Source organism: Pseudomonas chlororaphis subsp. aurantiaca (assembly GCF_013466605.1).
Lineage (GTDB): Bacteria > Pseudomonadota > Gammaproteobacteria > Pseudomonadales > Pseudomonadaceae > Aquipseudomonas > Aquipseudomonas chlororaphis_I.
In genome coordinates this window covers 2219385-2244571 of the sequence record NZ_CP059162.1, presented here as the reverse complement: position 1 = coordinate 2244571, position 25187 = coordinate 2219385, and the positions used below count along the sequence as shown (strand labels likewise).

Annotated in this window: 19 protein-coding genes and 4 tRNA genes; 4 read left to right on the top strand and 19 right to left on the bottom strand. The window is 61.8% G+C overall.

All coding sequences use genetic code 11. The features are described from left to right. Window positions 1–47 precede the first annotated feature (47 nt). Window positions 48–124, bottom strand: a tRNA-Val gene (locus H0I86_RS10315). Window positions 125–307: 183 nt separating this feature from the next. Here H0I86_RS10315 and H0I86_RS10310 point away from each other — a divergent pair. Then, complete coding sequence (locus H0I86_RS10310; RefSeq protein WP_180924924.1) at window positions 308–1591, top strand: NAD(P)/FAD-dependent oxidoreductase; 1284 nt, start codon at window positions 308–310, stop codon at window positions 1589–1591. Window positions 1592–1801: 210 nt separating this feature from the next. Here the strand turns inward: H0I86_RS10310 and H0I86_RS10305 are convergent. From H0I86_RS10305 to truA, 12 genes are all read right to left on the bottom strand, one after another. Next, window positions 1802–1878: transfer RNA gene (locus H0I86_RS10305), tRNA-Asp, on the bottom strand. 101 nt (window positions 1879–1979) lie between these two features. Further along, window positions 1980–2056, bottom strand: a tRNA-Asp gene (locus H0I86_RS10300). A 59-nt stretch (window positions 2057–2115) separates the two neighbouring features. Further along, a tRNA-Val gene (locus H0I86_RS10295) sits at window positions 2116–2191 on the bottom strand. A 159-nt stretch (window positions 2192–2350) separates the two neighbouring features. Then, window positions 2351–3118 carry an SDR family oxidoreductase gene (locus H0I86_RS10290; protein ID WP_219733791.1) on the bottom strand — a complete coding sequence of 256 codons (768 nt, stop codon included), beginning with the start codon at window positions 3116–3118 and terminating at the stop codon, window positions 2351–2353. A gap of 5 nt (window positions 3119–3123) precedes the next feature. Further along, the gene (locus tag H0I86_RS10285; RefSeq protein WP_009048109.1) at window positions 3124–4335 is read right to left on the bottom strand and encodes an O-succinylhomoserine sulfhydrylase; all 1212 of its coding nucleotides are present in this window, start codon (window positions 4333–4335) and stop codon (window positions 3124–3126) included. A 32-nt stretch (window positions 4336–4367) separates the two neighbouring features. Next, entirely contained in the window at window positions 4368–5873 is a 1506-nt protein-coding gene (purF, locus tag H0I86_RS10280; RefSeq protein WP_009048108.1) for an amidophosphoribosyltransferase, read from the bottom strand. A 41-nt stretch (window positions 5874–5914) separates the two neighbouring features. Then, window positions 5915–6472 (bottom strand): CvpA family protein, encoded by a 558-nt coding sequence (locus tag H0I86_RS10275; protein WP_009048107.1) that lies wholly within the window; start codon window positions 6470–6472, stop codon window positions 5915–5917. 98 nt (window positions 6473–6570) lie between these two features. Next, complete coding sequence (locus H0I86_RS10270; protein ID WP_180924923.1) at window positions 6571–7257, bottom strand: SPOR domain-containing protein; 687 nt, start codon at window positions 7255–7257, stop codon at window positions 6571–6573. Continuing rightward, window positions 7241–8548, bottom strand: a complete 1308-nt coding sequence (folC, locus tag H0I86_RS10265) for a bifunctional tetrahydrofolate synthase/dihydrofolate synthase (protein WP_180924922.1) — start codon at window positions 8546–8548, stop codon at window positions 7241–7243. The genes H0I86_RS10270 and folC overlap by 17 nt, the downstream gene beginning before the upstream one ends. Then, window positions 8545–9465: an acetyl-CoA carboxylase, carboxyltransferase subunit beta gene (accD, locus tag H0I86_RS10260; protein ID WP_180924921.1), complete on the bottom strand. Its 921-nt coding sequence runs from the start codon at window positions 9463–9465 to the stop codon at window positions 8545–8547. Before accD ends, folC begins: the two co-directional genes overlap by 4 nt. A gap of 268 nt (window positions 9466–9733) precedes the next feature. Beyond that, complete coding sequence (locus tag H0I86_RS10255) at window positions 9734–10357, bottom strand: phosphoribosylanthranilate isomerase (RefSeq protein WP_180924920.1); 624 nt, start codon at window positions 10355–10357, stop codon at window positions 9734–9736. Window positions 10358–10421: 64 nt separating this feature from the next. Then, a complete protein-coding gene (gene truA / locus H0I86_RS10250; RefSeq protein WP_016704910.1) occupies window positions 10422–11246 on the bottom strand; it encodes a tRNA pseudouridine(38-40) synthase TruA in 825 nt (274 codons plus the stop codon). A 230-nt stretch (window positions 11247–11476) separates the two neighbouring features. Here truA and H0I86_RS10245 point away from each other — a divergent pair, with 230 nt between their 5' ends. Continuing rightward, window positions 11477–12136: a M24 family metallopeptidase gene (locus tag H0I86_RS10245; RefSeq protein ID WP_180924919.1), complete on the top strand. Its 660-nt coding sequence runs from the start codon at window positions 11477–11479 to the stop codon at window positions 12134–12136. A 78-nt stretch (window positions 12137–12214) separates the two neighbouring features. Here the strand turns inward: H0I86_RS10245 and H0I86_RS10240 are convergent, their stop codons facing one another. From H0I86_RS10240 to leuC, 6 genes are all read right to left on the bottom strand, one after another. Next, window positions 12215–14821 carry a motility hub landmark protein FimV gene (locus tag H0I86_RS10240; RefSeq protein WP_180924918.1) on the bottom strand — a complete coding sequence of 869 codons (2607 nt, stop codon included), beginning with the start codon at window positions 14819–14821 and terminating at the stop codon, window positions 12215–12217. Window positions 14822–15023: 202 nt separating this feature from the next. Beyond that, a complete protein-coding gene (locus H0I86_RS10235; protein ID WP_180924917.1) occupies window positions 15024–16034 on the bottom strand; it encodes an aspartate-semialdehyde dehydrogenase in 1011 nt (336 codons plus the stop codon). Between the two features lie 184 nt (window positions 16035–16218). Further along, window positions 16219–17331, bottom strand: coding sequence for an aspartate-semialdehyde dehydrogenase (gene asd, locus H0I86_RS10230; RefSeq protein ID WP_007921989.1), 1113 nt, complete (start codon window positions 17329–17331; stop codon window positions 16219–16221). A 54-nt stretch (window positions 17332–17385) separates the two neighbouring features. After that, on the bottom strand, window positions 17386–18468 hold the full coding sequence (gene leuB / locus H0I86_RS10225; protein ID WP_180924916.1) for a 3-isopropylmalate dehydrogenase: 1083 nt from the start codon (window positions 18466–18468) through the stop codon (window positions 17386–17388). A gap of 228 nt (window positions 18469–18696) precedes the next feature. Further along, the gene (leuD, locus tag H0I86_RS10220; protein ID WP_009048098.1) at window positions 18697–19341 is read right to left on the bottom strand and encodes a 3-isopropylmalate dehydratase small subunit; all 645 of its coding nucleotides are present in this window, start codon (window positions 19339–19341) and stop codon (window positions 18697–18699) included. Between the two features lie 10 nt (window positions 19342–19351). After that, complete coding sequence (gene leuC, locus H0I86_RS10215; protein WP_180924915.1) at window positions 19352–20770, bottom strand: 3-isopropylmalate dehydratase large subunit; 1419 nt, start codon at window positions 20768–20770, stop codon at window positions 19352–19354. A 145-nt stretch (window positions 20771–20915) separates the two neighbouring features. Between leuC and H0I86_RS10210 the strand changes: the two genes are divergently transcribed. After that, window positions 20916–21806, top strand: coding sequence for a LysR family transcriptional regulator (locus tag H0I86_RS10210; protein WP_180924914.1), 891 nt, complete (start codon window positions 20916–20918; stop codon window positions 21804–21806). Window positions 21807–21887: 81 nt separating this feature from the next. Further along, complete coding sequence (locus H0I86_RS10205) at window positions 21888–25166, top strand: sensor domain-containing protein (RefSeq protein WP_180924913.1); 3279 nt, start codon at window positions 21888–21890, stop codon at window positions 25164–25166. Window positions 25167–25187 lie beyond the last annotated feature (21 nt).

Here is a 25187-nt window from a genome sequence, read left to right as displayed (position 1 = left end):
ACCTTTCGGTGAGCCCTTCTAGACCGCCCAGCAGAGCGGATTTTGTTTGGTAGGCGCGATTGGACTCGAACCAACGACCCCCACCATGTCAAGGTGGTGCTCTAACCAACTGAGCTACGTGCCTGCTGTGAGGCGGCATTCTACGGAATTCCGGAGGGGTGTCAACACCTTTTTTGCAGCTAACCCTCTGAATATGCGAATTTTTATTTTTTGAGCCTGCCAAGAAGATTTTTCGATGGCTGGTAGGCGTTTTTCAACTCAGGTAGGATCCACGCAATCGTCAAGAATATTAAACAGAGGTTGCAGGATGGCGAACACTCCTTACCCACAGTCGTATTACGCGGCATCAGCCAACGCTGCTCCAGCCCGCCCGCTGCTGCAAGATGATGTGGAAATCGATGTCTGCGTGATCGGTGCCGGCTACACCGGCCTCTCCAGCGCCCTGTTCCTGCTTGAGAACGGTTTTAAAGTCACCGTCCTGGAAGCGGCCAGGGTTGGCTTCGGCGCTTCCGGGCGTAACGGTGGGCAGATCGTCAATAGCTATAGCCGCGACATTGATGTGATTGAACGCAGTGTCGGCCCCAAGCAGGCTCAATTACTTGGCCAGATGGCCTTCGAAGGCGGCAGGATCATTCGTGAGCGGGTCGCCAAGTATCAAATCCAGTGCGACTTGAAGGATGGCGGAGTGTTCGCCGCCATCACCGGCAAGCAGATGGGCCACTTGGAGTCGCAGAAGCGCCTGTGGGAGCGCTACGGCCACACCCAGCTGGAGTTGCTGGATCAGCGTCGCATTCGCGAAGTCGTCGCCTGTGACCTGTATCAGGGCGGCATGCTCGACATGAGCGGCGGGCATATCCATCCACTCAACCTCGCGCTGGGTGAAGCGGCGGCCGTGGAATCCCTGGGTGGCGTTATCTATGAGCAATCCCCCGCGGTGCGCATCGAACGCGGCGCCAATCCGGTGATACACACCCCACAAGGCAAAGTCAGGGCCAAGTTCGTCATAGTCGCGGGCAACGCCTACTTGGGCAACCTGGTGCCGGAACTGGCCGCTAAATCGATGCCATGCGGCACCCAGGTCATCACTACCGAACCACTGGGCGATGAGCTGGCAAAAAGTCTCCTCCCTCAGGACTACTGCGTCGAGGATTGCAACTACCTGCTGGATTACTACCGCCTTTCTGCCGACAAGCGCCTTATCTTTGGCGGCGGCGTGGTGTACGGCGCTCGCGACCCGGCAAATATCGAAGCCATCATCCGACCGAAGATGCTCAAGGCCTTCCCGCAACTCAAGGACGTGAAGATCGACTACGCCTGGACCGGCAACTTCCTGCTGACCCTGTCGCGCCTGCCACAAGTCGGACGCCTGGGCGACAACATCTACTATTCCCAGGGCTGCAGTGGCCATGGCGTCACCTACACCCATCTGGCGGGCAAGGTACTGGCAGAGGCCCTGCGCGGCCAGGCAGAGCGTTTTGACGCCTTTGCCGAGCTGCCGCACTACCCCTTCCCTGGCGGCCAACTGTTGCGCACTCCATTCACTGCAATGGGCGCCTGGTATTACAGCCTGCGGGACAAGCTGGGGTTCTGATAACCCTGCCCCTCTCCAAATAAAAAACCGCCCATAAGGCGGTTTTTTGAGCTTTGCAGAGGGGGAATATCGATTGCCTGAGTGGCACCGGAAAAAGCGGATTCCGAAAACAAAAAACCCCAATCTTTCGACCAGGGTCTTTGCTATCGATCCGAAGAGCCTTTGGCTTCTTCGTCACCTGAGGGCGTTCAGTGCTCCCTCAAGTAGATATGGCGCAGCGGACGGGACTCGAACCCGCGACCCCCGGCGTGACAGGCCGGTATTCTAACCGACTGAACTACCGCTGCGTATCGCTTGGACTTGCGTCCATGTGAACCGTTTAAATCGTCTGACTGGTAAGCTTCGAGGCTTTTCAATCTCAGAGCAGGAATCCCTGATCTGGAAAATATGGCGCAGCGGACGGGACTCGAACCCGCGACCCCCGGCGTGACAGGCCGGTATTCTAACCGACTGAACTACCGCTGCGCGTCGGTTGGATGCTTCCGTGGAAGCCTCCGCCTTTCTTTCGAAAGATACTCAAGAAGTGGTGGGTGATGACGGGATCGAACCGCCGACCCTCTGCTTGTAAGGCAGATGCTCTCCCGGCTGAGCTAATCACCCTTTGCTTCGTTGAGGCCGCGAAATTTACGCAGATACCGATGCTAAGTCAATACCCTGCTTGAAGTTTTTCTGAAAAAGACAAAATCACGACAACACCTGCAGAAGGGATCGACAACACCGGCGACCTCAAGCCGCGCTCGCTGCGTCCTTCACACGCCATCAATCGCGATAAATCATTTTCTTGCTCATGCCGCCGTCGACCACAAACTCCTGGCCAGTGACAAAACCGGAGTTCTTCGACAACAGCCAAGCCACCATCGCCGCCACATCTTCGACCGTGCCTACCCTGCCTGCCGGATGCTGGGCATGATCGGCATCGCTCAAAGGTTCGGCCCGACGCGCCGCCGGATCCCGGGCATCGATCCAGCCAGGGCTGACCGCATTGACCCGAATCTCAGGCCCCAGACTCATGGCCAATGCATGGGTCAAGGCCAGCAGGCCGCCCTTGCTCGCCGCATAGGCTTCAGTGTCGGGTTCCGATTGCCGGGCACGGGTAGACGCCAGGTTGACGATGGCTCCACCGTGGGCACGCAGATACGGCGCACAGTGCTTGGCCAGGAGCATCGGACCGCTGAGGTTCACCGCCAGCACGCGATTCCAGTAAGCCAGGTCGAGGCTTTCCAGGGTGATATTGCGTGGATCGGCGACCGCCGCATTGCACACCAGTGCATCGAGGCGCCCGAACTGCCCCAGCACTTCGGCGACACCCAGGGCGACCTGCGCCTCATCCGCCACATCCATGCCGATGAACCAGGCACTGTCACCCAGGACCTTGGCCACCTGGGAGCCGCGTACGCGGTCCAGATCAGTCAACACCACCTGCCAGCCTTCGCTGATCAGCCAGGCGGCAATGCCCAGGCCGATACCGCGTGCCGCGCCGGTCACCAGCGCAACGCGGCCGTTGGCAATACTCTGCTGCTCGGACAACTCGATCACAAGGCTGCCAAGCCGCGCGCCAGATCGGCTTGCAGGTCTACCACATCCTCAAGGCCGACAGCGATACGAATCAGGCTGTCACGAATGCCCGCCGCTTCACGCTCTTGCGGCGCCAGACGGCCGTGAGAGGTGGTGCTCGGGTGAGTGATGGTGGTTTTGCTATCGCCCAGGTTGGCGGTAATGGAGATCAGGCGAGTGGCGTCGATAAAACGCCAGGCCCCTTCCTTGCCACCCTTGACCTCGAAGCTCACCACCGCACCGAAACCACGCTGCTGACGCTTGGCCAACTCGTATTGCGGATGGCTTGGCAGACCGGCGTAATGCACCTTCTCGATGCCGTCCTGCTGCTCCAGCCATTCGGCCAGGGCCTGGGCATTGGCACAATGGGCGCGCATACGCAGGTTGAGGGTCTCGAGGCCCTTGAGGAAAATCCAGGCGTTGAACGGACTCAGGGTCGGCCCCGCGGTACGCAGGAAACCCACCACTTCTTTCATTTGTTCGCTGCGACCAGCCACCACACCGCCCATGCAACGACCCTGGCCGTCGATGAACTTGGTTGCCGAGTGCACCACCACGTCCGCGCCCAGCTTCAGCGGCTGTTGCAGCGCCGGCGTGCAGAAACAGTTGTCGACCACCAGCATCGCGCCCTTGGCGTGAGCCACTTCGGACAGCGCAGCGATATCCACCAGCTCGGCGAGCGGGTTGGACGGCGACTCAACGAACAGCAACTTGGTATTGGCCTTGATTGCCGCATCCCAGCCGGACAGGTCCGCCAGGGGTACGTAATCGACCTCGATACCGAAGCGCTTGAAATACTTTTCGAACAGACTGATGGTCGAGCCGAACACACTGCGCGAAACCAATACATGGTCACCCGCGCTGCACAGACTCATGACCACCGAAAGAATCGCCGCCATGCCCGTGGCCGTGGCCACCGCCTGCTCGGCGCCTTCCAGGGCGGCAATGCGCTCTTCGAATGCCCGCACGGTCGGGTTGGTGTAGCGGGAATAGACATTGCCCGGCACCTCGCCGGCGAACCGCGCAGCCGCATCGGCGGCCGTACGGAACACGTAACTGGAGGTGAAGAACATCGGATCACCGTGCTCCCCTTCCGGGGTACGGTGTTGGCCGGCGCGCACGGCCAGGGTATCGAAAGCTACGCCATCAAGGTCGCTGTCCAGCCGACCGGCATCCCAATCCTGACTCATGCCGCCTACTCCTATGTCTTTAATGCTCTAGATCAGTTGTTGTACAGATCGATGATTGCACTGACCGCCTGGGTCTTGGCCTTGGAGGCATCGTTACGTGCGTTTTCGATCTTGTTCAGGTAGGCCTCATCGACGTCGCCGGTGACATACTTGCCATCGAATACCGCGCAGTCGAAGCTCTCGATCTTGATCTTGCCACCACCGACCGCCTCGATCAGGTCAGGCAGATCCTGATAGATCAGCCAGTCGGCGCCGATCAGATCGGCCACATCCTGAGTCGAACGATTGTGTGCGATCAGCTCATGCGCGCTCGGCATGTCGATGCCGTACACATTCGGGAAACGCACGGCAGGCGCCGCGGAGCAGAAGTAGACGTTCTTCGCGCCGGCTTCACGGGCCATCTGGATGATCTGCTTGCAGGTGGTGCCGCGAACGATCGAGTCATCCACCAGCATCACGTTCTTGCCGCGGAACTCCAGCTCGATGGCATTGAGTTTCTGGCGCACGGATTTTTTCCGCGCAGCCTGGCCCGGCATGATGAAGGTCCGGCCGATGTAGCGGTTCTTCACGAAGCCTTCACGGAACTTGACGCCCAGGTGGTTCGCCAGCTCCAGCGCCGCGGTGCGGCTGGTATCCGGAATCGGGATGACCACGTCGATATCGTGATCCGGACGCTCGCGCAGGATCTTCTCGGCCAGTTTCTCACCCATGCGCAGGCGTGCCTTGTACACCGACACACCGTCGATGATCGAGTCCGGACGCGCCAGGTAGACGTGTTCGAAGATGCATGGAGTCAGTTTCGGATTGGTCGCGCACTGGCGGGTATGCAGCTTGCCGTCTTCAGTGATGTAGACCGCTTCGCCCGGCGCCAGGTCGCGGATCAGGGTGAAGCCCAGTACATCCAGGGACACGCTTTCGGAGGCGATCATGTATTCGACGCCTTCGTCGGTGTGACGCTGACCGAACACGATCGGGCGAATACCGTGCGGGTCGCGGAAGCCGACGATGCCATAACCGGTGACCATGGCCACTACTGCATAACCGCCAACGCAACGGTTGTGCACGTCGGTCACGGCGGCGAACACGTCTTCTTCGGTCGGCTGCAGCTTGCCGCGCTGGGCCAGCTCGTGAGCGAAGACGTTGAGCAGGACTTCCGAATCGGAATTGGTGTTGACGTGGCGCAAGTCAGATTCGTAGATCTCCTTGGCCAGCTGTTCAACATTGGTCAGGTTACCGTTATGCGCCAGGGTAATGCCGTAAGGCGAGTTGACGTAAAACGGTTGAGCTTCGGCCGAAGTCGAGCTGCCAGCGGTCGGATAACGCACATGGCCAATACCCATGTGACCGACCAGGCGCTGCATGTGCCGTTGATGGAAAACGTCACGGACCAGACCGTTGTCCTTGCGCAGGAATAACCGGCCATCATGGCTGGTCACGATACCGGCAGCGTCCTGGCCGCGGTGCTGGAGGACGGTTAGCGCGTCATACAGCGCCTGATTGACGTTCGACTTACCGACGATACCGACGATGCCACACATGCGACACAACCCCTACTTAATGAAACTGAACTGAACACATCTTACTGAGGCGTTTTGGCCGGTAAGAGTTGTTCCTTGAACGGTATTTCAGCGGGTACGCTGATACCGCTGGCCAGCCACTGACTGCTCCACCCCAATATGAGGTTTTTTGACCAGTCTGCAACCAATAGAAATTGTGGCACCAGTCGCGACTGCTGCCACCAGGAATCCTGTTGTACCGGCCCCAGGCTCAATAGCCCGACTGCCACGACCACCAGCAACGCGCCACGCGCTGCGCCGAAGGCCATGCCGAGGAATCGATCGGTCCCGGATAGCCCGGTGACGCGAACCAATTCGCCGATAAGATAATTGATCATTGCGCCCACGATTAAAGTGGCGACAAACATGATGGCACAGCCCGCGATCACGCGAGCCGAGGGAGTCTCGATATATCCGCCGAGGTATTCGGACAGAGAGCCACCAAACATCCAGGCAACGACTCCTGCGACGATCCAGGTAAGCAGCGACAGCGCTTCTTTGACGAAGCCGCGGCTCAAACTGATCAAAGCGGAGATGGCGATGATTGCAACGATCGCCCAGTCAACCCAGGTAAATGGCACAGTGCAGCCTACAGACGGATAAGGCGGCGCATTTTAACAGAGCGCATGGCCGTCGGTAAGCTGCGATTCACTGTGCTTTGCAAATCAAGGCGATAGCCTTAACCGCGTTCAGGCTGGAAGCGCACGACAAAACCCTTGAGTTTCTGCTGACGGCTCAGCAAATCGCGCAGGCGGTCTGCCTCGGCCCGCTCGATCAACGGACCGACGAATACCCGGTTCTTGCCATCGGCGGAACGGATATAGGCGTTGTAACCCTGGCTGCGCAAGGTTTTCTGCAGGTTTTCAGCACTTTCCCGACTGGACAGGCTGGCCAGTTGCACCGACCAGCTGACCGACAGGCCATTCGCATCGACACGGCTTGGGGTCGCATCGGGCTTGGCTGGCGCTGCGGCAATCGGCTGGGCCGGAGCCGGCTTGGGCGCGGGTGCAGGCGGCGGAGCCACTGGCTTGCTCGCAGCGACTGGCGGCGCCGGAGTCGGAATCGGGGCTGGAACTGAAGCAATCGGGGCACCTGGAGCAATCGGCATCGAAGGCGCGGCCTGCTGAGCTACCTCTTCATCGGTGGGTACCGGCTCTTGTGGCAACGCCTGCGGCTCGGGCACCGCCACAGGCTCGACCTGGATCTGGGTTACCGCGGGGAACTGAGGTGCTGCCGGCGCCTCGACATTGACATGCCGCTGCTCATCTTCGCGGGAAAACAGCATCGGCAGGAAAATCACCGCCAACGCCACCAGAACCAGGGCCCCAACCATTCGCTGCTTGTAGACGTTATCCAGCATAGCCATGTGCAGCTTCCTCCGTGGAGCGCCGAGCGAGCCACTCGAGCGCCTCGGCAACACAATAAAAAGATCCGAACAGCAGAATCTCGTCTTCGGCCGTAGCCTGCGCACACTGCCCTTCCAAGGCAGCGGCGACACTCTCGTAAGACGTTACCGAAGCCCCAAGGTTCTCCAGTGCCGCCTGCAAGTCCGCAACGGGACGCGCGCGAGTAGAATCCAGCGGCGCCACCGCCCAACGCTCGACACAGGCATCCAGACGGGCAACCACGCCTTCCAGATCCTTGTCCGCCAACAAGCCGAATACCGCCAGGCGCTTGCCCGCCACAGGTCGGCGCATCAGGCGCTCGGCCAGATATTCTGCGGCATGGGGGTTGTGCCCGACATCCAGCAACAGGCTCAGGCGCTTGCCCTGCCATTCGAACTGACGGCGATCCAGGCGCCCGACCACACGCGTCTGCTGCAAGGCTCCGGCGATGCACTCGGCCTGCCAAGGCAGCCCCAGCAGCAAATAGGCCTGCAAGGCCAGCGCAGCGTTCTCCATGGGCAGATCGAGCAGCGGCAGATCCCACAATTCGACGGCATTGCCCTGCGCATCGAGGCCACGCCACTGCCAGTTCGCATCGGTAATCCCCAGGTCGAAATCACGACCGCGCAGGAAGAACGGGCAGCTCAACTCACGCGCTTTGTCCAGCAGGGGCTGGGGAGGATTCAGGTCACCGCAGAGCGCAGGCGCGCCCTGGCGGAAAATGCCGGCCTTCTCGAAGGCTACGGATTCACGGGTGTCGCCCAGGTAATCGGCATGATCGACACCGATGCTGGTGACCAGCGCCAGATCGGCATCCACAAGGTTGACCGCATCCAGGCGCCCACCCAGGCCGACCTCCAGCACCACCGCATCGAGACCGGCACGCTGGAACAGCCAGAAGGCCGCCAAAGTACCCATCTCGAAATAAGTCAGGGAAATTTCACCACGCCCGGCTTCGACCGCGACAAAAGCCTCGCACAACTCGGCATCGCTGACTTCGACGCCATCGATCTGTACGCGCTCGTTGTAGCGCAACAGATGGGGAGAATTGTAGACACCGACCTTCAGCCCCTGGGCTCGCAGCAAAGACGCCACGAACGCACAGGTAGAACCCTTGCCGTTGGTACCGGTCACCGTGATGACCCGAGGCGCCAGCCTGCCCAATCCCATGCGGGATGCTACTTCTTGCGAGCGCTCCAACCCCATGTCGATGGCTGACGGATGCAACTGCTCAAGGTAGGCAAGCCAGTCGCCAAGGGTACGCTCAGTCATATGTTTGCAGGCATCGGAGGCACCACGATCGCCTCGACAGGCGCGGCCACGAATTCAGGCGTCGGCAAGCCCATCAGTTGAGCCAGCAGATTGCCCAGGCGCGGACGTAGTTCCTGACGCGGGACGATCATATCGATGGCGCCATGCTCCAGCAGGAACTCGCTGCGCTGGAAACCTTCCGGCAGTTTTTCACGCACGGTCTGCTCGATCACGCGAGGCCCGGCGAAACCGACCAGGGCCTTGGGTTCGGCGACAATCACGTCACCCAACATGGCCAGACTGGCGGAAACGCCACCGTAGACCGGGTCGGTCAACACGGAAATGAATGGCAGCCCTTCTTCACGCAGGCGCGCCAACACCGCGGAGGTCTTGGCCATCTGCATCAGGGAGATCAGCGCTTCCTGCATCCGCGCACCGCCGGAAGCGGAGAAACAGACCATCGGGCAACGCTTTTCCAGCGCGTAGTTGGCGGCACGCACAAAACGCTCGCCGACAATGGCACCCATGGAACCGCCCATGAAGGAGAACTCGAACGCCGACACCACTACCGGCATACCCAGCAGGGTACCGCTCATGGAAATCAGCGCGTCCTTTTCACCGGTCTGCTTCTGGGCCGCGGTCAGGCGATCCTTGTACTTCTTGCCGTCGCGGAACTTCAGACGGTCTACCGGCTCCAGGTCGGCACCCAGTTCGGCACGGCCTTCAGCGTCGAGGAAAATGTCGATGCGGGCGCGAGCGCCGATGCGCATGTGATGGTTGCACTTGGGGCAAACGTCCAGGGTCTTTTCCAGCTCCGGACGATACAGCACCGCCTCGCAGGATGGGCACTTGTGCCACAGACCTTCAGGCACCGAGCTTTTCTTCACCTCGGAACGCATGATCGAAGGGATCAGTTTGTCTACTAACCAGTTGCTCATGCTTTCTTTCTCCAGTACCGGCGGCCCGAACGCTCTGGTTCGCGGCCCCGCGTATGCCCTTGAGCTAAATTCATGTGTGCGGCGATGATCTGTTCGCTACCGCGGTCAGCGCGAGCTTGACCTGCCTGTACCGAACGGTTCCTCAGCCATCCCGGCAACCCCCGGATAGAGCGGTTGCCACTTCGATTTCGGCCCGCCCAGCGACGGTGCCGGCCTGTTTTGTACAGTGGTGTTATGGACGGCGGCAGACTGCCAGCCGTCACATCGACTAACAGCTGCCGCGAACGGCCTGCATAAATGCGCGAATCTTTGCGTGATCCTTGATGCCCTTGCTCTGCTCCACCCCACCGCTGACATCCACCGCGTACGGGCGAACCTGCGCTATCGCCTGGCCGACATTCTCGACGGTCAAGCCACCGGCCAGGATGATCGGCTTGCTCAAGCCTTGCGGTACCAGTGACCAGTCGAAGGCTTCGCCGGTTCCACCGGGCACGCCCTCGACATAGGTATCGAGCAGGATGCCACTGGCCCGCGCATAAGCCGCGCAACTGCCGGCAATATCGTCGCCGGCCTTGACTCGCAGCGCCTTGATGTAAGGCCGGTGATAGCCCTCGCAGTCCGCCGGAGTTTCATCGCCATGAAACTGCAACAGGTCCAGCGGCACCGCATCGAGGATCTCGCCCAGCTCGCAGCGGCTGGCATTGACGAACAGGCCCACGGTGGTCACGAACGGCGGCAGCACGGCAATGATTGCCCGCGCCTGCTGGACGTTCACCGCTCGCGGGCTCTTGGCGTAGAACACCAGCCCGATGGCATCGGCCCCGGCCTCGACCGCCGCCAACGCATCCTCAATGCGGGTAATCCCACAAATTTTGCTGCGAACGGCTGACATGTCGTTTAAACCTCAGGGCAAATCCAGGGAAAGTCCCGGATGGTAGCAAATGCTTTTCCGGGCGTCAGCCGTCAAGTTCCGAGAAGCCGGTGAGGAAATGTGGCCCGATGTATCGCTCGGGCAACTCGAACTCATCGTGGTACTCGACCTGCACCAGATACAGGCCGAAAGGATGCGCCGTCACCCCGCCCGTGCGGCGAATCCGGCTCTCCAGCACCTCCCTGGCCCACTCTACCGGACGCTCGCCCGCGCCGATGGTCATCAGCACCCCGGCGATATTGCGCACCATGTGATGCAGGAACGCGCTGGCGCGGATATCCAGGACAATCATCTTGCCGTGGCGGGTGACCCGCAGATGATGGATTTCCTTGATCGGCGACTTGGCCTGGCACTGCCCGGCGCGGAATGCGCTGAAATCATGGGTGCCCACCAGATGCTGGGCGGCCTCGGCCATCCGCTCGACATCCAGCGGACGATGATTCCAGGTGATCTCCTCGTTCAGGTGCGCCGGACGGATCTGGTCGTTGTAGATCACGTAGCGATAGCGGCGGGCAATCGCCTTGAACCGTGCATGAAAATGCGCCGGCATGACCTTGGCCCAGCTCACACTGATGTCGTGGGGCAGATTGATATTGGCCCCCATTACCCACGCCTTCATCGAACGCTCGGCCTGGGTATCGAAGTGCACCACCTGCCCGCAGGCGTGCACGCCGGCGTCGGTACGCCCGGCGCAAGACAGCAGCACCGGCGAATCCGCCACCCGGGACAGCGCCTTCTCGAGGGTTTCCTGGACACTAGGGACACCGGAAGCCTGACGCTGCCAGCCGCGATAACGCGAGCCCTTGTATTCGACACCCAACGCGATTCTGAAAAAGCCTGCGGCCGCCATTTCGGCGGCCGCGTTATCTATATTTGCCAAGAACTTACAGCCTGCTGATATGCGCAAAGGCGGCCATTATAAGGCGCGCGCAGACAGACGCCATGCGCGGCCCGCTTTTAGTTGAGGTTTGCCGATTATGCGCCGGCGAACGCAAACAGGATTGCGTGAAAACCAGGAAAAACGCTATATAGAAAAATATATAGCGATAAGCATAAATCCACTCGACCGGAACCCGACCAATGACTGCCATCAACAAGGAGGCCGTAGGCCTCACCTACAGCCTGCAAGGCATGCTCCACGCCAAGCACAAGACCTGGGAAGCCATCACGCAGATAGCCGCACGCATCCGGCCAGGTATGCTCGAGTCCCAGGCTCGCGCGCTGGGGCTGGAGGTGCTTGCAGAGCTGGGCATGGACAGGATCTGGCACCCGGCGCTGGTGCGCTTTGGCGCAAACACCCTGAAAACCTTCAAGCAACGCTCCGAAGGCGATCCGGTACTGGGTGACAACGACATCTTCTTTATCGACCTGGGGGTGGTCTGGGACTGCCACGAAGGCGATTGCGGCGCGACCTTCGTCACCGGCAACGATCCCGAGATGCAAGCCTGCGCCGCGGCAGCCCAAACCCTGTTCGAACGGGTTCGCGATCACTGGTGCGAGCACAAGGTGGCCGGCACCGCCCTGTATCGCTATGCCGAAGAACAGGCGAGCGCCATGGGCTGGGTGCTGAATCTGGAGATCAAGGGGCACCGGGTCAGCGACTTCCCCCATGCCATTTATCGAGCGGGCGACCTGGGAAACTTCGAGGCGTGCCCCAACGTCGGCCTGTGGATTCTGGAAATCCAGATCGCCCACCCTACCCGGCCGTTCGGCGCTTTCTACGAAGACCTGCTGGCCTGACAGCACAAGCGCTGCCATTGACCCAGAAACAAAAACGGCAGCCTCGATGGCTGCCGTTTTTTTGCTGCTACTGCCGACTCAGACCAGACGCGCGAGCATTTCCTTGGCTTCGCTTTTCTGACCGTCGTTACCTTCGCTGATGACTTCGCCGAGAATATCCCGCGCGCCATCGTTGTCGCCCATATCGATGTAGGCCTGGGCCAGATCGAGCTTGGTCGCCACTTCGTCGGCGCCGGAAAGGAAATCGAAATCCCCTTCGTCGGCACTGCCCGCGGCGTCTTCCGCGGTAAAGGTCGGCTCGGCCAATTCCGGCTGCTCAAGGCTTTGCGACAAGCGATCCAGCTCGGCGTTGACATCGTCCAGCTCGGACGCGAAAGCATCCTTGGCAGCGGGCTGCGCATCCATCTCGTCCGCCAGGGACAAGTCGAAATCCGCAGGCAGTTCAAGATCGTCGAGCGCAGCTTCGGTCACCGTCGGCGCCTCGGCAGCCGGCAGATCCTTCAGGTCGTCATCCAGACTGAGAAGGAAATCCTCATCGGCTTGCGCCGCGGCAGGAAGGTCCTCACCCAGATCCAGGTCGAAATCCGACAGGTCGTCCAGGCTTTCCTTGGCCTCGGTTTGCTGCTGCAGCACCGACTCGAAACTCAGGTCGTCATCCAGCGGGAAGTCGTCCAGCTCGGGCTCAGCTTGAGTCGAAGCAGCAGGAGCAGCCGACACCGCTGGAGAGGCCGCCTCCAGATCGTCCAGGCTCAGATCGAAATCGGTATCCAGGTCGTCGACAGCCGCTGCCGGCGCAGGCTCCTGCGGCTCGTCGAGCAACAGTTCCTTGACGTATTGAGCATCCAGCGCCGCTGCAGCAGCCGCGCCGAGACCTGCAGCCGCCACCGCAGCCATTGCCGGGAAACGGCTTTTCAGTTGCTCGACTTCAGCGTGGTTCTTGCCATTGGCCACCAGCTGACGTTCCTGGGCCACAAAGGCGCTGCGATCGCCCTGATGGCCATAGACCTCCATCAACTTCAAACGCAACTCGCTACGCTGCGGCTCAAGCTTGACGGCTTCCTCCAGGATCGCCGCCGCCTGGTTCAGGCGACCGCCATCGATATGGGACTGGGCCTGATCCAGCACATCGACCGGATGCTCGACCACGGCAGCCACCGGCGCCGCGACCACCACAGGCGCCACGACTGGAGCTGGAGCTGGAGCTGGAGCTGGAGCTGGAGCTGGAGCCAGCTTGACGCTCGGCGGTGGAACTTCAAGGCCTTCGAAGCTGCTTTCCGGCAGATCCAGGTCCTTGGACAGCTCAGCCTCTTCGGACAGGGCACGCGCCATGCGCAGATGTTTTTCTGCTTCCAGCTGGGCCTTGCGGCGACGAGCCAGCAACAGCAGCAACAACAGCACCAATATCGCCCCGCCACCCGCCAGACCCAAGAGGATCGGGTTGGTCAGCAGGTCGTTGAATTTGTCTTCATCGGACGCCGGCGCTTGCGCCTGGGCCGGTGCCGCTTCAGCCGGGGCCTCGCCCGCAGTTGCCGCAGGATCGGTCACGGGCGCCGCCGGGGTCGCAGGCTGCTCGGCCAGTTGCGCCGGCATGGCCGCGGCTGGCTGTGCTGGCGCCACGGCACCCGCCCCTTCCGCCTGCAATTTGGCCAACTGGTCGTTCTTCAACTCGATCAGGCGTTGCAGCTTGTCCAGCTGGCTCTGCAGGTCCGCCATGCGGCTTTTCAGCTCGGCGTTATCGCGACGGGCCGCATCGAGGCTTTCCTGAGTCACTGCCAGCTTGTTGCTTAGCGCCTGGCTATCGCCAGCCGCACCCTTGCCCCGCGCCTTGCCCGATTCGGCAGACACCAGGCTCAGATTATCCTTGACCGCGCCTTGTGCAGACGCCTTGTCCGCACCGGCGCGCCGGGTGCCGTCCAGTTGCTGCTGAGCACCGCGTGATGCCAGGCGACGCCCCTGACGCCACGCCGTATTCTGCGCGGCGACCTCGGCGATCGCTTGTGGTTGCGGCAGGCTGGTGCTCTGCACGGCATCGGGCAGGCGCAATACCTGCCCGGTTTTCAACCGGTTGATGTTGCCATCGATAAAGGCATCCGGATTCAGCGCCTGGATGGCCAGCATGGTTTGCTGGACCGAACCGCCATTACGAGCCTTGGCTGCGATTTCCCAGAGGGTGTCGCGGGCCGAGGTGGTGTATTGGGCAGGCTTGCTGGCACCGGTGACCGGCGCAGCAACCGCTGGAGCCTGCGCCGCGGATTGCGCGGCCGCCTCAGCGGTCTGCGGGGAAAACTTGGACGGATCGAGCAGGACGCTGTAGTCGCGCAGCAGACGGCCATTGGGCCACATCACCTGCACCAGGAACTTGACCATCGGCTCGGAGAGCGGCTGGCTCGAAGTGACCCGCAGCACGCTCTTGCCGCTGGCATTGAGCACCGGGGTAAAGCTCAGGTCATTGAGAAAGGCCTGGCGATCGACGCCCGCCTTGGCGAAATCTTCAGGCGAGGCCAGGCTCGGCACCACCTCGGCGGCGGTGAGATCCTTGACGTCCAGCAACTCGATTTCTGCAACCAGTGGCTGGTTCAGAGTCGACTTCAGGGTCAGCTCCCCGAGCCCAAGCGCCTGCGCCATACCGGAGGACAGCGCCGACGCGGCCGCCATTGCTAACACCAGTTTGCGAACTTGAACCATAGCCTCATCCTTTGTTTGAACATTCCTCGGCCAGCGAGAAGGTGTTGTAGCGCTGCCGTAAGGCATTGCGTGCGGCCTGAAGGGCCGCTTCGCGCGATTATGTCTGCATGCCTTGGAAGAGCGCGACGACAGCTCACCTCCAGCAACCAGCCAAGCATAGCGCCCAGCTAGAATCATTCTGCAAATTGTTGCCAAGTATCTTTTACAGAAGGTCTTTTATCAACAACTCAGCCAGTTGCACCGCGTTGAGCGCAGCCCCTTTGCGTACGTTATCTGACGTCAGCCAGAGATTAAGTTCCTCCGGGTCGTCGATCCCCCCGCGCACCCGACCAACGTAGACTACATCCTGCCCGACCGCATCGCCCACCGCGGTCGGGTAGTCGCCCGCCTCGACCAGTTCGATGCCGGGCGCCGCTTCGAGCGCGGCATTGACCGCGTCCAGGTCGATCGCCGTGGCTGACTGCAGAGTCACGCTATAGCTATCGCCAAAAAACACCGGGGCTTGAACACAAGTGACAGAAATCTTTAATAAAGGCTGCGCCAGCACCTCGCGCAACTCCCGGACCAGACGTTTTTCCAACAAGGTGTGACCGTGCTCGTCGGGCGTGCCGACCTGCGCCAACAGGTTGAAGGCCATCTGCCGGTCGAAGAAGCGTGGCTCCAATGGGCGGGCATTGAGCAGTTCGGCGGTCTGCCGTGCCAGTTCGGTTACCGCTTCGCGGCCCTGGGTGGACACCGCCAGGCTGGCGGTCAGGTTGACCCGCTGGATCTCGAACAATGCCTGCAAGGGCGCCAGGACTACCGCCAGCGACGTGGCCGCGGCGCTGGGGCTGCTCAATTGAACGGGCTTCTTCAGGCCGGCCAGCATGCGCTCGTTGGCTTCCGGCACCAGATTCGGCGCCTGGGCCGAAGGCAATGCGCCCGACAGGTCGATCACCGCGCAATTGGCCGCCGTGGCCCGCGGGGAGAAGCTCAGCGTCACCGCCGGACCAGCAGCGAAAAACGCCAGCTGAACCTTGCTGAAATCGAACTCGTCGACCTCGCGCACCCGCACATTCTTTCCACGAAACGGCACCGAATGCCCCGCCGACTCGCTGCTGGCCAGCAGGTGCAGGTTGGCGATCGGAAAATCGCGTTCTTCGAGAATCTGGACGAGGGTTTCGCCGACAGTACCGGTGGCACCGATCACGGCGATATCGAAGGACTGGTTCATGGTGCTACCTCTGGCGAAACGGGGGGAGCGGCACTTTACCCGGCGCTTGGGGGCGAGGCAATTTATCAGACCTGACACATCAGACTTTTCGCAAACATGCTCATAGCCAGTAATCAGGAGTGGCTCCGACATAAAAGAGCCCGCGCCTCTTGCAAGGCGCGGGCTCTTTCAACGCATCAGAGGATCAACGCTCGAGCAGGATCCGCAGCATGCGGCGCAGCGGTTCGGCGGCGCCCCACAGCAGCTGGTCTCCGACGGTGAACGCGCCGAGGAACTGCGAGCCCATGTTCAGCTTGCGCAGACGGCCCACCGGGATGTTCAGGGTGCCGGTAACCTTGGTCGGGCTCAGCTCCTGCATGCTGATGTCACGCTGGTTCGGTACCAGCTTGACCCAAGGGTTGTGCTGGCTGATCAACCCTTCGATATCGGCGATCGGCACGTCCTTGTTCAGCTTGATGGTCAGCGCCTGGCTGTGGCAGCGCATGGCGCCGATGCGCACGCAGATGCCGTCGACCGGGATCGGGCTCTTGAAGCGACCGAGGATCTTGTTGGTCTCGGCCTGGGCCTTCCACTCTTCGCGGCTCTGGCCGTTCGGCAGTTCCTTGTCGATCCACGGGATCAGGCTGCCAGCCAGCGGTACGCCGAAGTTCTCGGTCGGGTAGGCATCGCTGCGCATGGCTTCGGCGACCTTGCGGTCGATATCGAGGATGGCGCTGGCCGGGTTGGCCAGGTCATCCGCCACGGCGGCGTGGGTCGCGCCCATCTGCTTGATCAGTTCACGCATGTTCTGCGCGCCGGCACCGGACGCAGCCTGGTAGGTCATGGCGCTCATCCACTCCACCAGACCGGCTTCGAACAGGCCGCCCAGGCCCATCAGCATCAGGCTGACGGTGCAGTTGCCGCCGATGTAGTTCTTGGTGCCGGAGTCCAGTTGCTGGTCGATGACCTTGCGGTTCACCGGGTCGAGGATGATCACCGCATCATCCTGCATGCGCAGGCTGGAAGCGGCATCGATCCAGTAGCCCTGCCAGCCGGCTTCGCGCAGCTTGGGGAAGACTTCGCTGGTGTAGTCGCCACCCTGGCAGGTCAGAATCACGTCGAGGGTCTTCAGCTCTTCAATGCTGTAAGCGTCCTTGAGCGGAGCAATGTCCTTGCCCACGGACGGGCCTTGGCCACCGACATTGGAAGTGGTGAAAAACACCGGCTCGATAAGATCGAAGTCTTGCTCTTCCAGCATCCGCTGCATGAGCACGGAACCGACCATACCGCGCCAACCGATCAGACCTACACGTTTCATCGCAACTACACCTATACAAAAGTGGGCCACCGTCTGAGCGGTGGGCCCGAAAGATTACAGATTCCGCAGCGCGGCGACTACTGCATCGCCCATTTCCTGCGTACCCACCTTGGTGCAACCGACCGACCAGATGTCGCCGGTGCGCAATCCCTGGTCCAGTACCAGGCTCACGGCCTTCTCGATGGCATCCGCCGCGTCGTTCAGATTGAAGCTGTAACGCAGCATCATCGACACTGACAGAATGGTCGCCAGCGGGTTGGCGATGCCCTGCCCGGCGATGTCCGGTGCCGAACCGTGGCATGGCTCGTACATGCCCTTGTTGTTGGCATCCAGCGACGCCGACGGCAGCATGCCGATGGAACCGGTAAGCATCGACGCTTCGTCGGAAAGAATGTCGCCGAACATGTTGTCGGTGACGATCACGTCGAACTGCTTCGGCGCACGCACCAGTTGCATGGCGGCGTTGTCGACGTACATGTGGCTCAACTCGACATCCGGGTAATCCCTGGCCACCTGCTCGACCACTTCGCGCCACAGCTGGCTGGACGCCAGGACGTTGGCCTTGTCCACCGAGCATAGCTTCTTGCCGCGCACACGGGCCATGTCGAAGCCGACACGGGCGATGCGACGGATTTCACTCTCGCTGTATGGCAGGGTGTCGTAGGACTGACGCTCGCCGTTTTCCAGTTCGCGGGTGCCGCGTGGCGCGCCGAAGTAGATACCGCCGGTCAGCTCGCGGACGATGAGGATGTCCAGGCCGGAGACGATTTCCGGCTTGAGGCTGGAAGCATCGGCCAGTTGCGGATAAAGGATTGCCGGACGCAGGTTGCCGAACAGGCCCAACTGCGCGCGGATTTTCAGCAGGCCGCGCTCAGGGCGGATATCACGCTCGATCTTGTCCCATTTCGGGCCGCCCACGGCGCCCAGCAGGACCGCGTCGGCTGCCCGCGCACGATCCAGGGTCTCGTCGGCCAGCGGCACGCCGTGCTTGTCGATGGCCGCGCCACCGATCACGTCGTGGCTCAGCTCGAAGCCCAGGCTGTACTTGGCGTTGGCCAGCTCCAGCACCTTGACCGCCTCGGCCATGATTTCCGGGCCGATACCGTCACCTGGGAGAATCAGAATCTGCTTGCTCATGCTTTCCTCATTTGCTCTGTCGGTGTGCTGGTCGGCACGCCCGGAAAAATACTGTTGCCTGGCCCGCGGCGTCCGTCCACCTGTAGAGAACGAAACGCTGGCCTGAATATCAAACCCGCCATGGCTTTTTTGGCGGTTCCGGCGAGCAAAAAGCTCGCTCCTACAGGTTGTGTGTCCTTTCCTGCCGGAGCGAGCTTGCTCGCGATCACTGCGTCACTTTAACGCCGATCAGGCGTCGCGAAACAACCACGGCTGGCTGGCCCGATGCTTGGCCTCGAAAGCGGCTATCGCGTCGCCATCCTGCAAGGTCAGGCCGATATCGTCCAGGCCGTTGAGCAGGCAATGCTTGCGGAACGCATCGATCTCGAATTTCAACACCTTGCCATCGGGACGGGTCACGGTCTGGGCCTGCAGATCGATCTGCAACTGATAGCCCGGCTCGGCCTCGACCTGCTGGAACAGTTCATCGACTTCAGCATCGCTGAGAATGATCGGCAGCAAGCCGTTCTTGAAGCTGTTGTTGAAGAAGATGTCGGCGTAGCTCGGCGCGATGATGCTGCGAAAACCATATTCTTCCAACGCCCAAGGGGCGTGCTCACGGCTGGAGCCGCAACCGAAGTTTTCCCGGGCCAGCAACACGCTGGCACCCTGGTAGCGCTCGGCGTTGAGCACGAAGTCCTTGTTCAGCGGACGCTTGGAGTTGTCCTGGTACGGCTGGCCGACATCCAGGTAGCGCCACTCGTCGAATAGGTTCGGGCCGAAGCCGGTGCGTTTGATCGACTTGAGGAACTGCTTGGGAATGATCTGATCGGTGTCGACGTTGGCACGATCCAAAGGCGCGACAAGACCGGTGTGCTGGGTGAAAGCTTTCATGCTGCGCTCCTTAGATCAATTCACGGACGTCGACGAAACGACCGCTGACGGCGGCCGCCGCGGCCATGGCCGGGCTGACCAGGTGAGTACGCCCACCGGCGCCCTGCCGACCTTCGAAGTTGCGGTTCGAGGTCGAGGCGCAATGCTCGCCGGCCTCCAAACGGTCCGGGTTCATCGCCAGGCACATCGAGCAACCCGGCTCGCGCCATTCGAAGCCTGCTTCGAGGAAGATCTTGTCCAGGCCTTCCGACTCCGCCTGGGCCTTCACCAGGCCCGACCCCGGGACCACGATGGCCTGCTTGATGGTCGAGGCCACCTTGCGACCCTTGGCGATGACGGCCGCGGCACGCAGGTCTTCGATCCGCGAGTTGGTGCAGGAACCGATGAATACCCGGTCCAGCTGGATGTCAGTGATCGCCTGGTTGGCGGTCAAGCCCATGTATTTCAAGGCACGGACGATAGAGTCGCGCTTGACCAGGTCCATTTCCTTGGCCGGATCCGGCACGTTCTGATCGACGGCCAGCACCATCTCAGGCGAAGTGCCCCAACTGACCTGTGGCTTGATCTGCGCGGCATCCAGTTCGACCACGGTGTCGAACTTGGCGTCGGCGTCGGACACCAGGTCTTTCCAGGCTTCGACGGCGAGGTCCCATTCCGCGCCTTTAGGGGCGAACGGACGACCCTTGACGTATTCCACGGTCTTTTCGTCCGCTGCCACCAGGCCCACGCGGGCGCCGGCTTCGATGGACATGTTGCAGATGGTCATGCGGCCTTCAATGGAAAGGTCGCGAATCGCGCTGCCGGCGAACTCGATGGCATGGCCGTTACCGCCGGCGGTGCCGATCTTGCCGATCACGGCCAGGACGATGTCCTTGGCGGTCACGCCAAATGGCAACTTGCCCTCGACCCGCACCAGCATGTTTTTCATTTTCTTGGCGACCAGGCACTGGGTGGCGAGCACGTGCTCGACCTCGGAGGTGCCGATGCCGTGGGCCAGGGCGCCAAAGGCACCGTGGGTCGAGGTGTGGGAGTCGCCGCAGACCACGGTCATGCCCGGCAAGGTCGCGCCCTGCTCCGGGCCGATGACGTGAACGATGCCCTGGCGCACGTCGTTCATCTTGAATTCGACGATGCCGTATTCGTCACAATTGTCGTCGAGGGTCTGAACCTGCAAACGCGAGACCTGGTCGGCGATGGCGCTGATGCCGCCCTTGCGCTCCGGCGTGGTCGGTACGTTGTGGTCCGGGGTCGCGATATTGGCATCGATGCGCCAAGGCTTGCGCCCGGCCAGACGCAGGCCTTCGAAGGCTTGCGGCGAGGTCACTTCGTGGATGATGTGACGATCGATATAGATCAGCGCCGAGCCATCGTCGCGCTGCTTGACCAAATGCGAATCCCAGAGCTTGTCGTAGAGCGTTTTGCCGGCCATCAGACGGTTCCTCATCATTTTCTATGCCGCGGGTCTCTGACACCGGTCAATAACCCCTTGGCTTGTGAGGCTGATGCTATGGCGTTACATTAAATAACTCAAATTCATATTTTTTATACTTTGGATAACCAACTGGAATGCAACCATGGACCTGGCCAACCTCAATGCCTTTATCGCGATTGCCGAAACCGGCAGCTTCTCCGGAGCCGGCGAGCGCCTGCACCTGACCCAGCCGGCCATCAGCAAGCGCATCGCCGGCCTTGAGCAACAGCTCAATGTGCGGCTGTTCGATCGCCTGGGCCGCGAAGTGGGTTTGACCGAGGCCGGACGCGCCCTGTTGCCACGGGCCTATCAGATCCTCAACGTGCTGGACGACACCCGCCGGGCGCTGACCAACCTGACCGGCGAAGTCACCGGTCGCCTGACCCTGGCGACCAGCCACCATATCGGCCTGCACCGCTTGCCACCCCTGCTGCGCGCCTTTACCCGGCGTTACCCGGAAGTGGCCCTGGACATCCAGTTTCTCGACTCGGAAGTGGCCTACGAAGAGATCCTCCACGGTCGCGCCGAACTGGCGGTGATCACCCTGGCCCCCGAGCCCCATGCTCTGGTCAAGGCCACGCCGGTGTGGAACGACCCGCTGGACTTCGTCGCCGCCCCCGAGCATCCGCTGGTGAGCAACGGCACGGTCAGCCTGGCCGATATCGCCCTGCATCCGGCGGTATTTCCCGGCGGCAACACCTTTACCCACCATATTGTCCAGCGCCTGTTCGAGGCCCAGGGCCTGACCCCGAACATCGCCATGAGCACTAACTACCTGGAAACCATCAAGATGATGGTGTCCATCGGCCTGGCCTGGAGCGTCTTGCCCCGCACCATGCTCGACGAGCAGGTGGCGCGCATTCCTTTACCGGGCATACAGCTCACTCGCCAGCTAGGCTATATCCTGCATACCGAACGGACGCTGTCGAATGCCGCGCGGGCTTTCATGGCCTTACTGGATGCACAAGTCGATTGGCCAGGGACCAAGGCGTAAGCGTCCCGGCATGACTTATGCCCCTTCCTTGATTGCCTGAACCCGCGCCCAACGCTCTTATCAGCCCAAGGCCCGCTGCTCATGCCCAAACCCGCTGACCGTCTACCGCCCATGCCGCGCATTCACGCGCTCGACCCCAAGCAGTCGGAGCAAAGCTGGGAGAGCGCCCCGCAGTTGCTCGCCGCACTCAATGGCGCACGGCTGGGCGCCTGGTACTGGGACATCGAAAGCGGGCAAATCAGCTGGTCGCGGGGCACCCAGGCGCTGTTTGGCTTCGATCCGCGCCAGCCGTTGCCCAAAGACCTGGAATACCTCGACCTGCTGCCCGAGGAAGATCGCGCCAAAACCATTCGCGCCTTCCATTCGGTGCTGGCCGGCGCGCCGCTGGAGCAGGCGATGCATCACCGCATCCGCTGGCCCGACGGCAGCCTGCACTGGCTGGAAATCAATGGCAGCGTACTGCCGGACAAGCACGGCAAGCCGCGGATGATCGGGGTGATTCGCGAAATCACCCATCAACGCCAGCGGGAACAGGCCCTCAGCAGCTCGGAAAAACGCTTTGCCACGCTGTTTCACCTGTGCCCGAACATGGTGCTGCTGACCCGCCTGGAAGATGGCCTGATCAGCGAAGCCAACCAGTACTTCGAAATCCTCTTCGGCTGGCCGCTGCAGCACGTCATCGGCCGCACCACCCTCGAACTGGGCCTGTGGGTCGACCCGGAACAACGCGCGCAAATGGTCAAGGCGGTCCAGAAGCGCGGCCAGGCCGCCACCCTCGAGGTGCAACTGCGCGCCAGCAACGGGCAGATTCACGACGGCATTCTCAGCGCCCAGAAAGTCGAGCTGGAAGGCCAGGCCTACCTGCTCAGCACCTTCCTCGACACCAGCGAACGCAAGCGCGCCGAACAGGCCCTCAAGGACAGCCAGGAGCGCCTCGACCTGGCGCTGGACTCGGCCCAGCTCGGCACCTGGGACTGGCACATTCCCAGCGGCATGCTCTACGGTTCGGCCCGCGCCGCGCAGCTGCATGGCCTGGAGCCGATGCCGTTCCATGAGTCCTTCGATGCGTTTTTCGAGGGCGTGCCCGACGAAGAGCGCAACAGCATGCGCGATGCCTACCGCAGCCTGCGCGAAGGCCCGGCCGGCAATTATCAACTGACCTACCGCGTACAGCTGGCCGATGGCTCGTCACGCTTTCTGGAAAGCCGCGCCCGCCTCTATCGCGATGAGCAAGGCAACCCGCTGCGCATGGCCGGGACCTTGCTGGACATCACCGAACAGGTCGAGCGCGAGCAGCGCCTGGTGACGTCCGAGGAGAAGTTCGCCAGCCTGTTCCAGGTCAGCCCGGACCCGATCTGCGTCACGCTCCAGGAAACCGGACAGCTCATCGAGATCAACTCCAGCTTTACCCAGACCTTCGGCTGGACCGCCGACGAAGTGCTCAATCGCAGCGCCGACGAAATCGGTCTCTGGGACGACTCCGCCCAGCGCCTGCAACGGGTCGAGCAGGTGATCCGCGAACAGGCGCTGAACAACGTCGCGGTGGTGGTCCGGCACAAGGACGGGCAACCCCTGACCTGCATCATTTCCAGCCGGCAGATCACCGTCGACAAACAGCCCTGCATTGTCACCACGCTGCGCGACATTACCCAGCAACAACGCTCCGAGGCCGCGCTCAAGGCCAGCGAAGAGAAGTTCGCCAAGGCCTTCCACTCCAGCCCCGACGCCATCACCATCACCGAGCGCGACACCGGGCGCTACCTGGAGGTCAACGACGGCTTCTGCCGGCTGACCGGTTACCGCGCCGAAGAAGTGATCGGTCGCACCGTGTATCAGGTCGGTATCTGGGCCGAGGAAAAACAGCGCTCGATACTGCTCGCCGAGCTGCAGCTCAAAGGCCGGGTCAATCACCTGGAAATGCTCGGCCGCAACAAGCGCGGAGACATCCTGACGGTCGAGGTCTCGGTCGAACCCATCACCCTCAATGAAACCCCCTGCCTGCTGCTCACCGCGCGGGACGTCAGCCTGCTGAAAAATGCCCAGGCGCAGATTCGCCACCTGGCCTACCACGATCCGCTGACCAACCTGCCCAACCGTGCCCTGTTGATGGACCGTCTGAGCCAGCAGATCGCCTTGCTCAAGCGCCATAACCTGCGCGGCGCCCTGCTGTTCCTCGACCTGGACCACTTCAAGCACATCAACGACTCCCTCGGCCACCCGGTGGGCGACACCGTGCTGAAGATCGTCACCGCGCGGCTCGAGGCCAGCGTGCGCATGGAAGACACGGTGGCGCGCCTGGGTGGCGACGAATTCGTGGTCCTGCTCAGCGGCCTGGAGGGCAGCCGCAGCGAAGTCAGCGACCAGGTACGGGAGCTGGCCGATACCCTGCGCGAACTGCTGTCCGAACCGATGTTCCTCGACGGCCAGCGCCTGCAGGTGACCCCGAGCATAGGCGTGGCCCTGATTCCCGATCACGGCTCGACCCCCACCGACCTGCTCAAGCGCGCCGATATCGCGCTGTACCGGGCCAAGGACTCCGGGCGCAACACCACCCAGATGTTCCACAACACCATGCAGAAAGCCGCCAGCGAGCGCCTGCGCATGGAAACCGACCTGCGCCTGGCCCTGTCCCGGGGCGAGTTCAGCCTGCACTTCCAGCCCCAGGTCGACGCCCGCGACAACCGCATCGTCGGCGCCGAAGCCCTGGTGCGCTGGCACCACCCCGAACTGGGGGCGCAATCGCCCACCGAGTTCATCAAGGTCCTGGAAGACAGCGGCCTGATCCTCGAGGTCGGCACCTGGATTCTCGACGAAGCCTGCCAGGCCTTCAGCCAGCTGATCGCCGAAGGCCTGGTGGACCCGCTCGACTTCAGCCTGTGCGTGAACATCAGCCCGCGGCAGTTCCGCCAGAACGACTTCGTCGAACGCATAGAGCGCAGCCTGAGCCAATACCAACTGCCGTCTTCGCTGCTGAAGCTGGAAATCACCGAAGGCATCGTGATCCAGAACCTGGAAGACACCATCAGCAAGATGCGGCGCCTGAAAAAACTCGGCGTGAGTTTCGCCATGGACGACTTCGGCACCGGTTATTCGTCGCTGACCTACCTCAAGCGCTTGCCGGTGGATGCGCTGAAGATCGACCAGTCCTTCGTCCGCGACGCGACCCACGACCCCAACGACGCGGAGATCGTTCGCGCCATCGTCGCCATGGCCCGCAGCCTGGACTTGAATGTGATCGCCGAAGGCGTGGAAACCGCGGAGCAGCTCGAGTTCCTGCAAGGCCTGGGCTGCCATCTGTATCAGGGTTACCTGCACAGCCGACCGCTGCCGCTGGAGGGCTTGAAAGCCCTGCTGGCCTGAATGGACGACGACACAATCGCC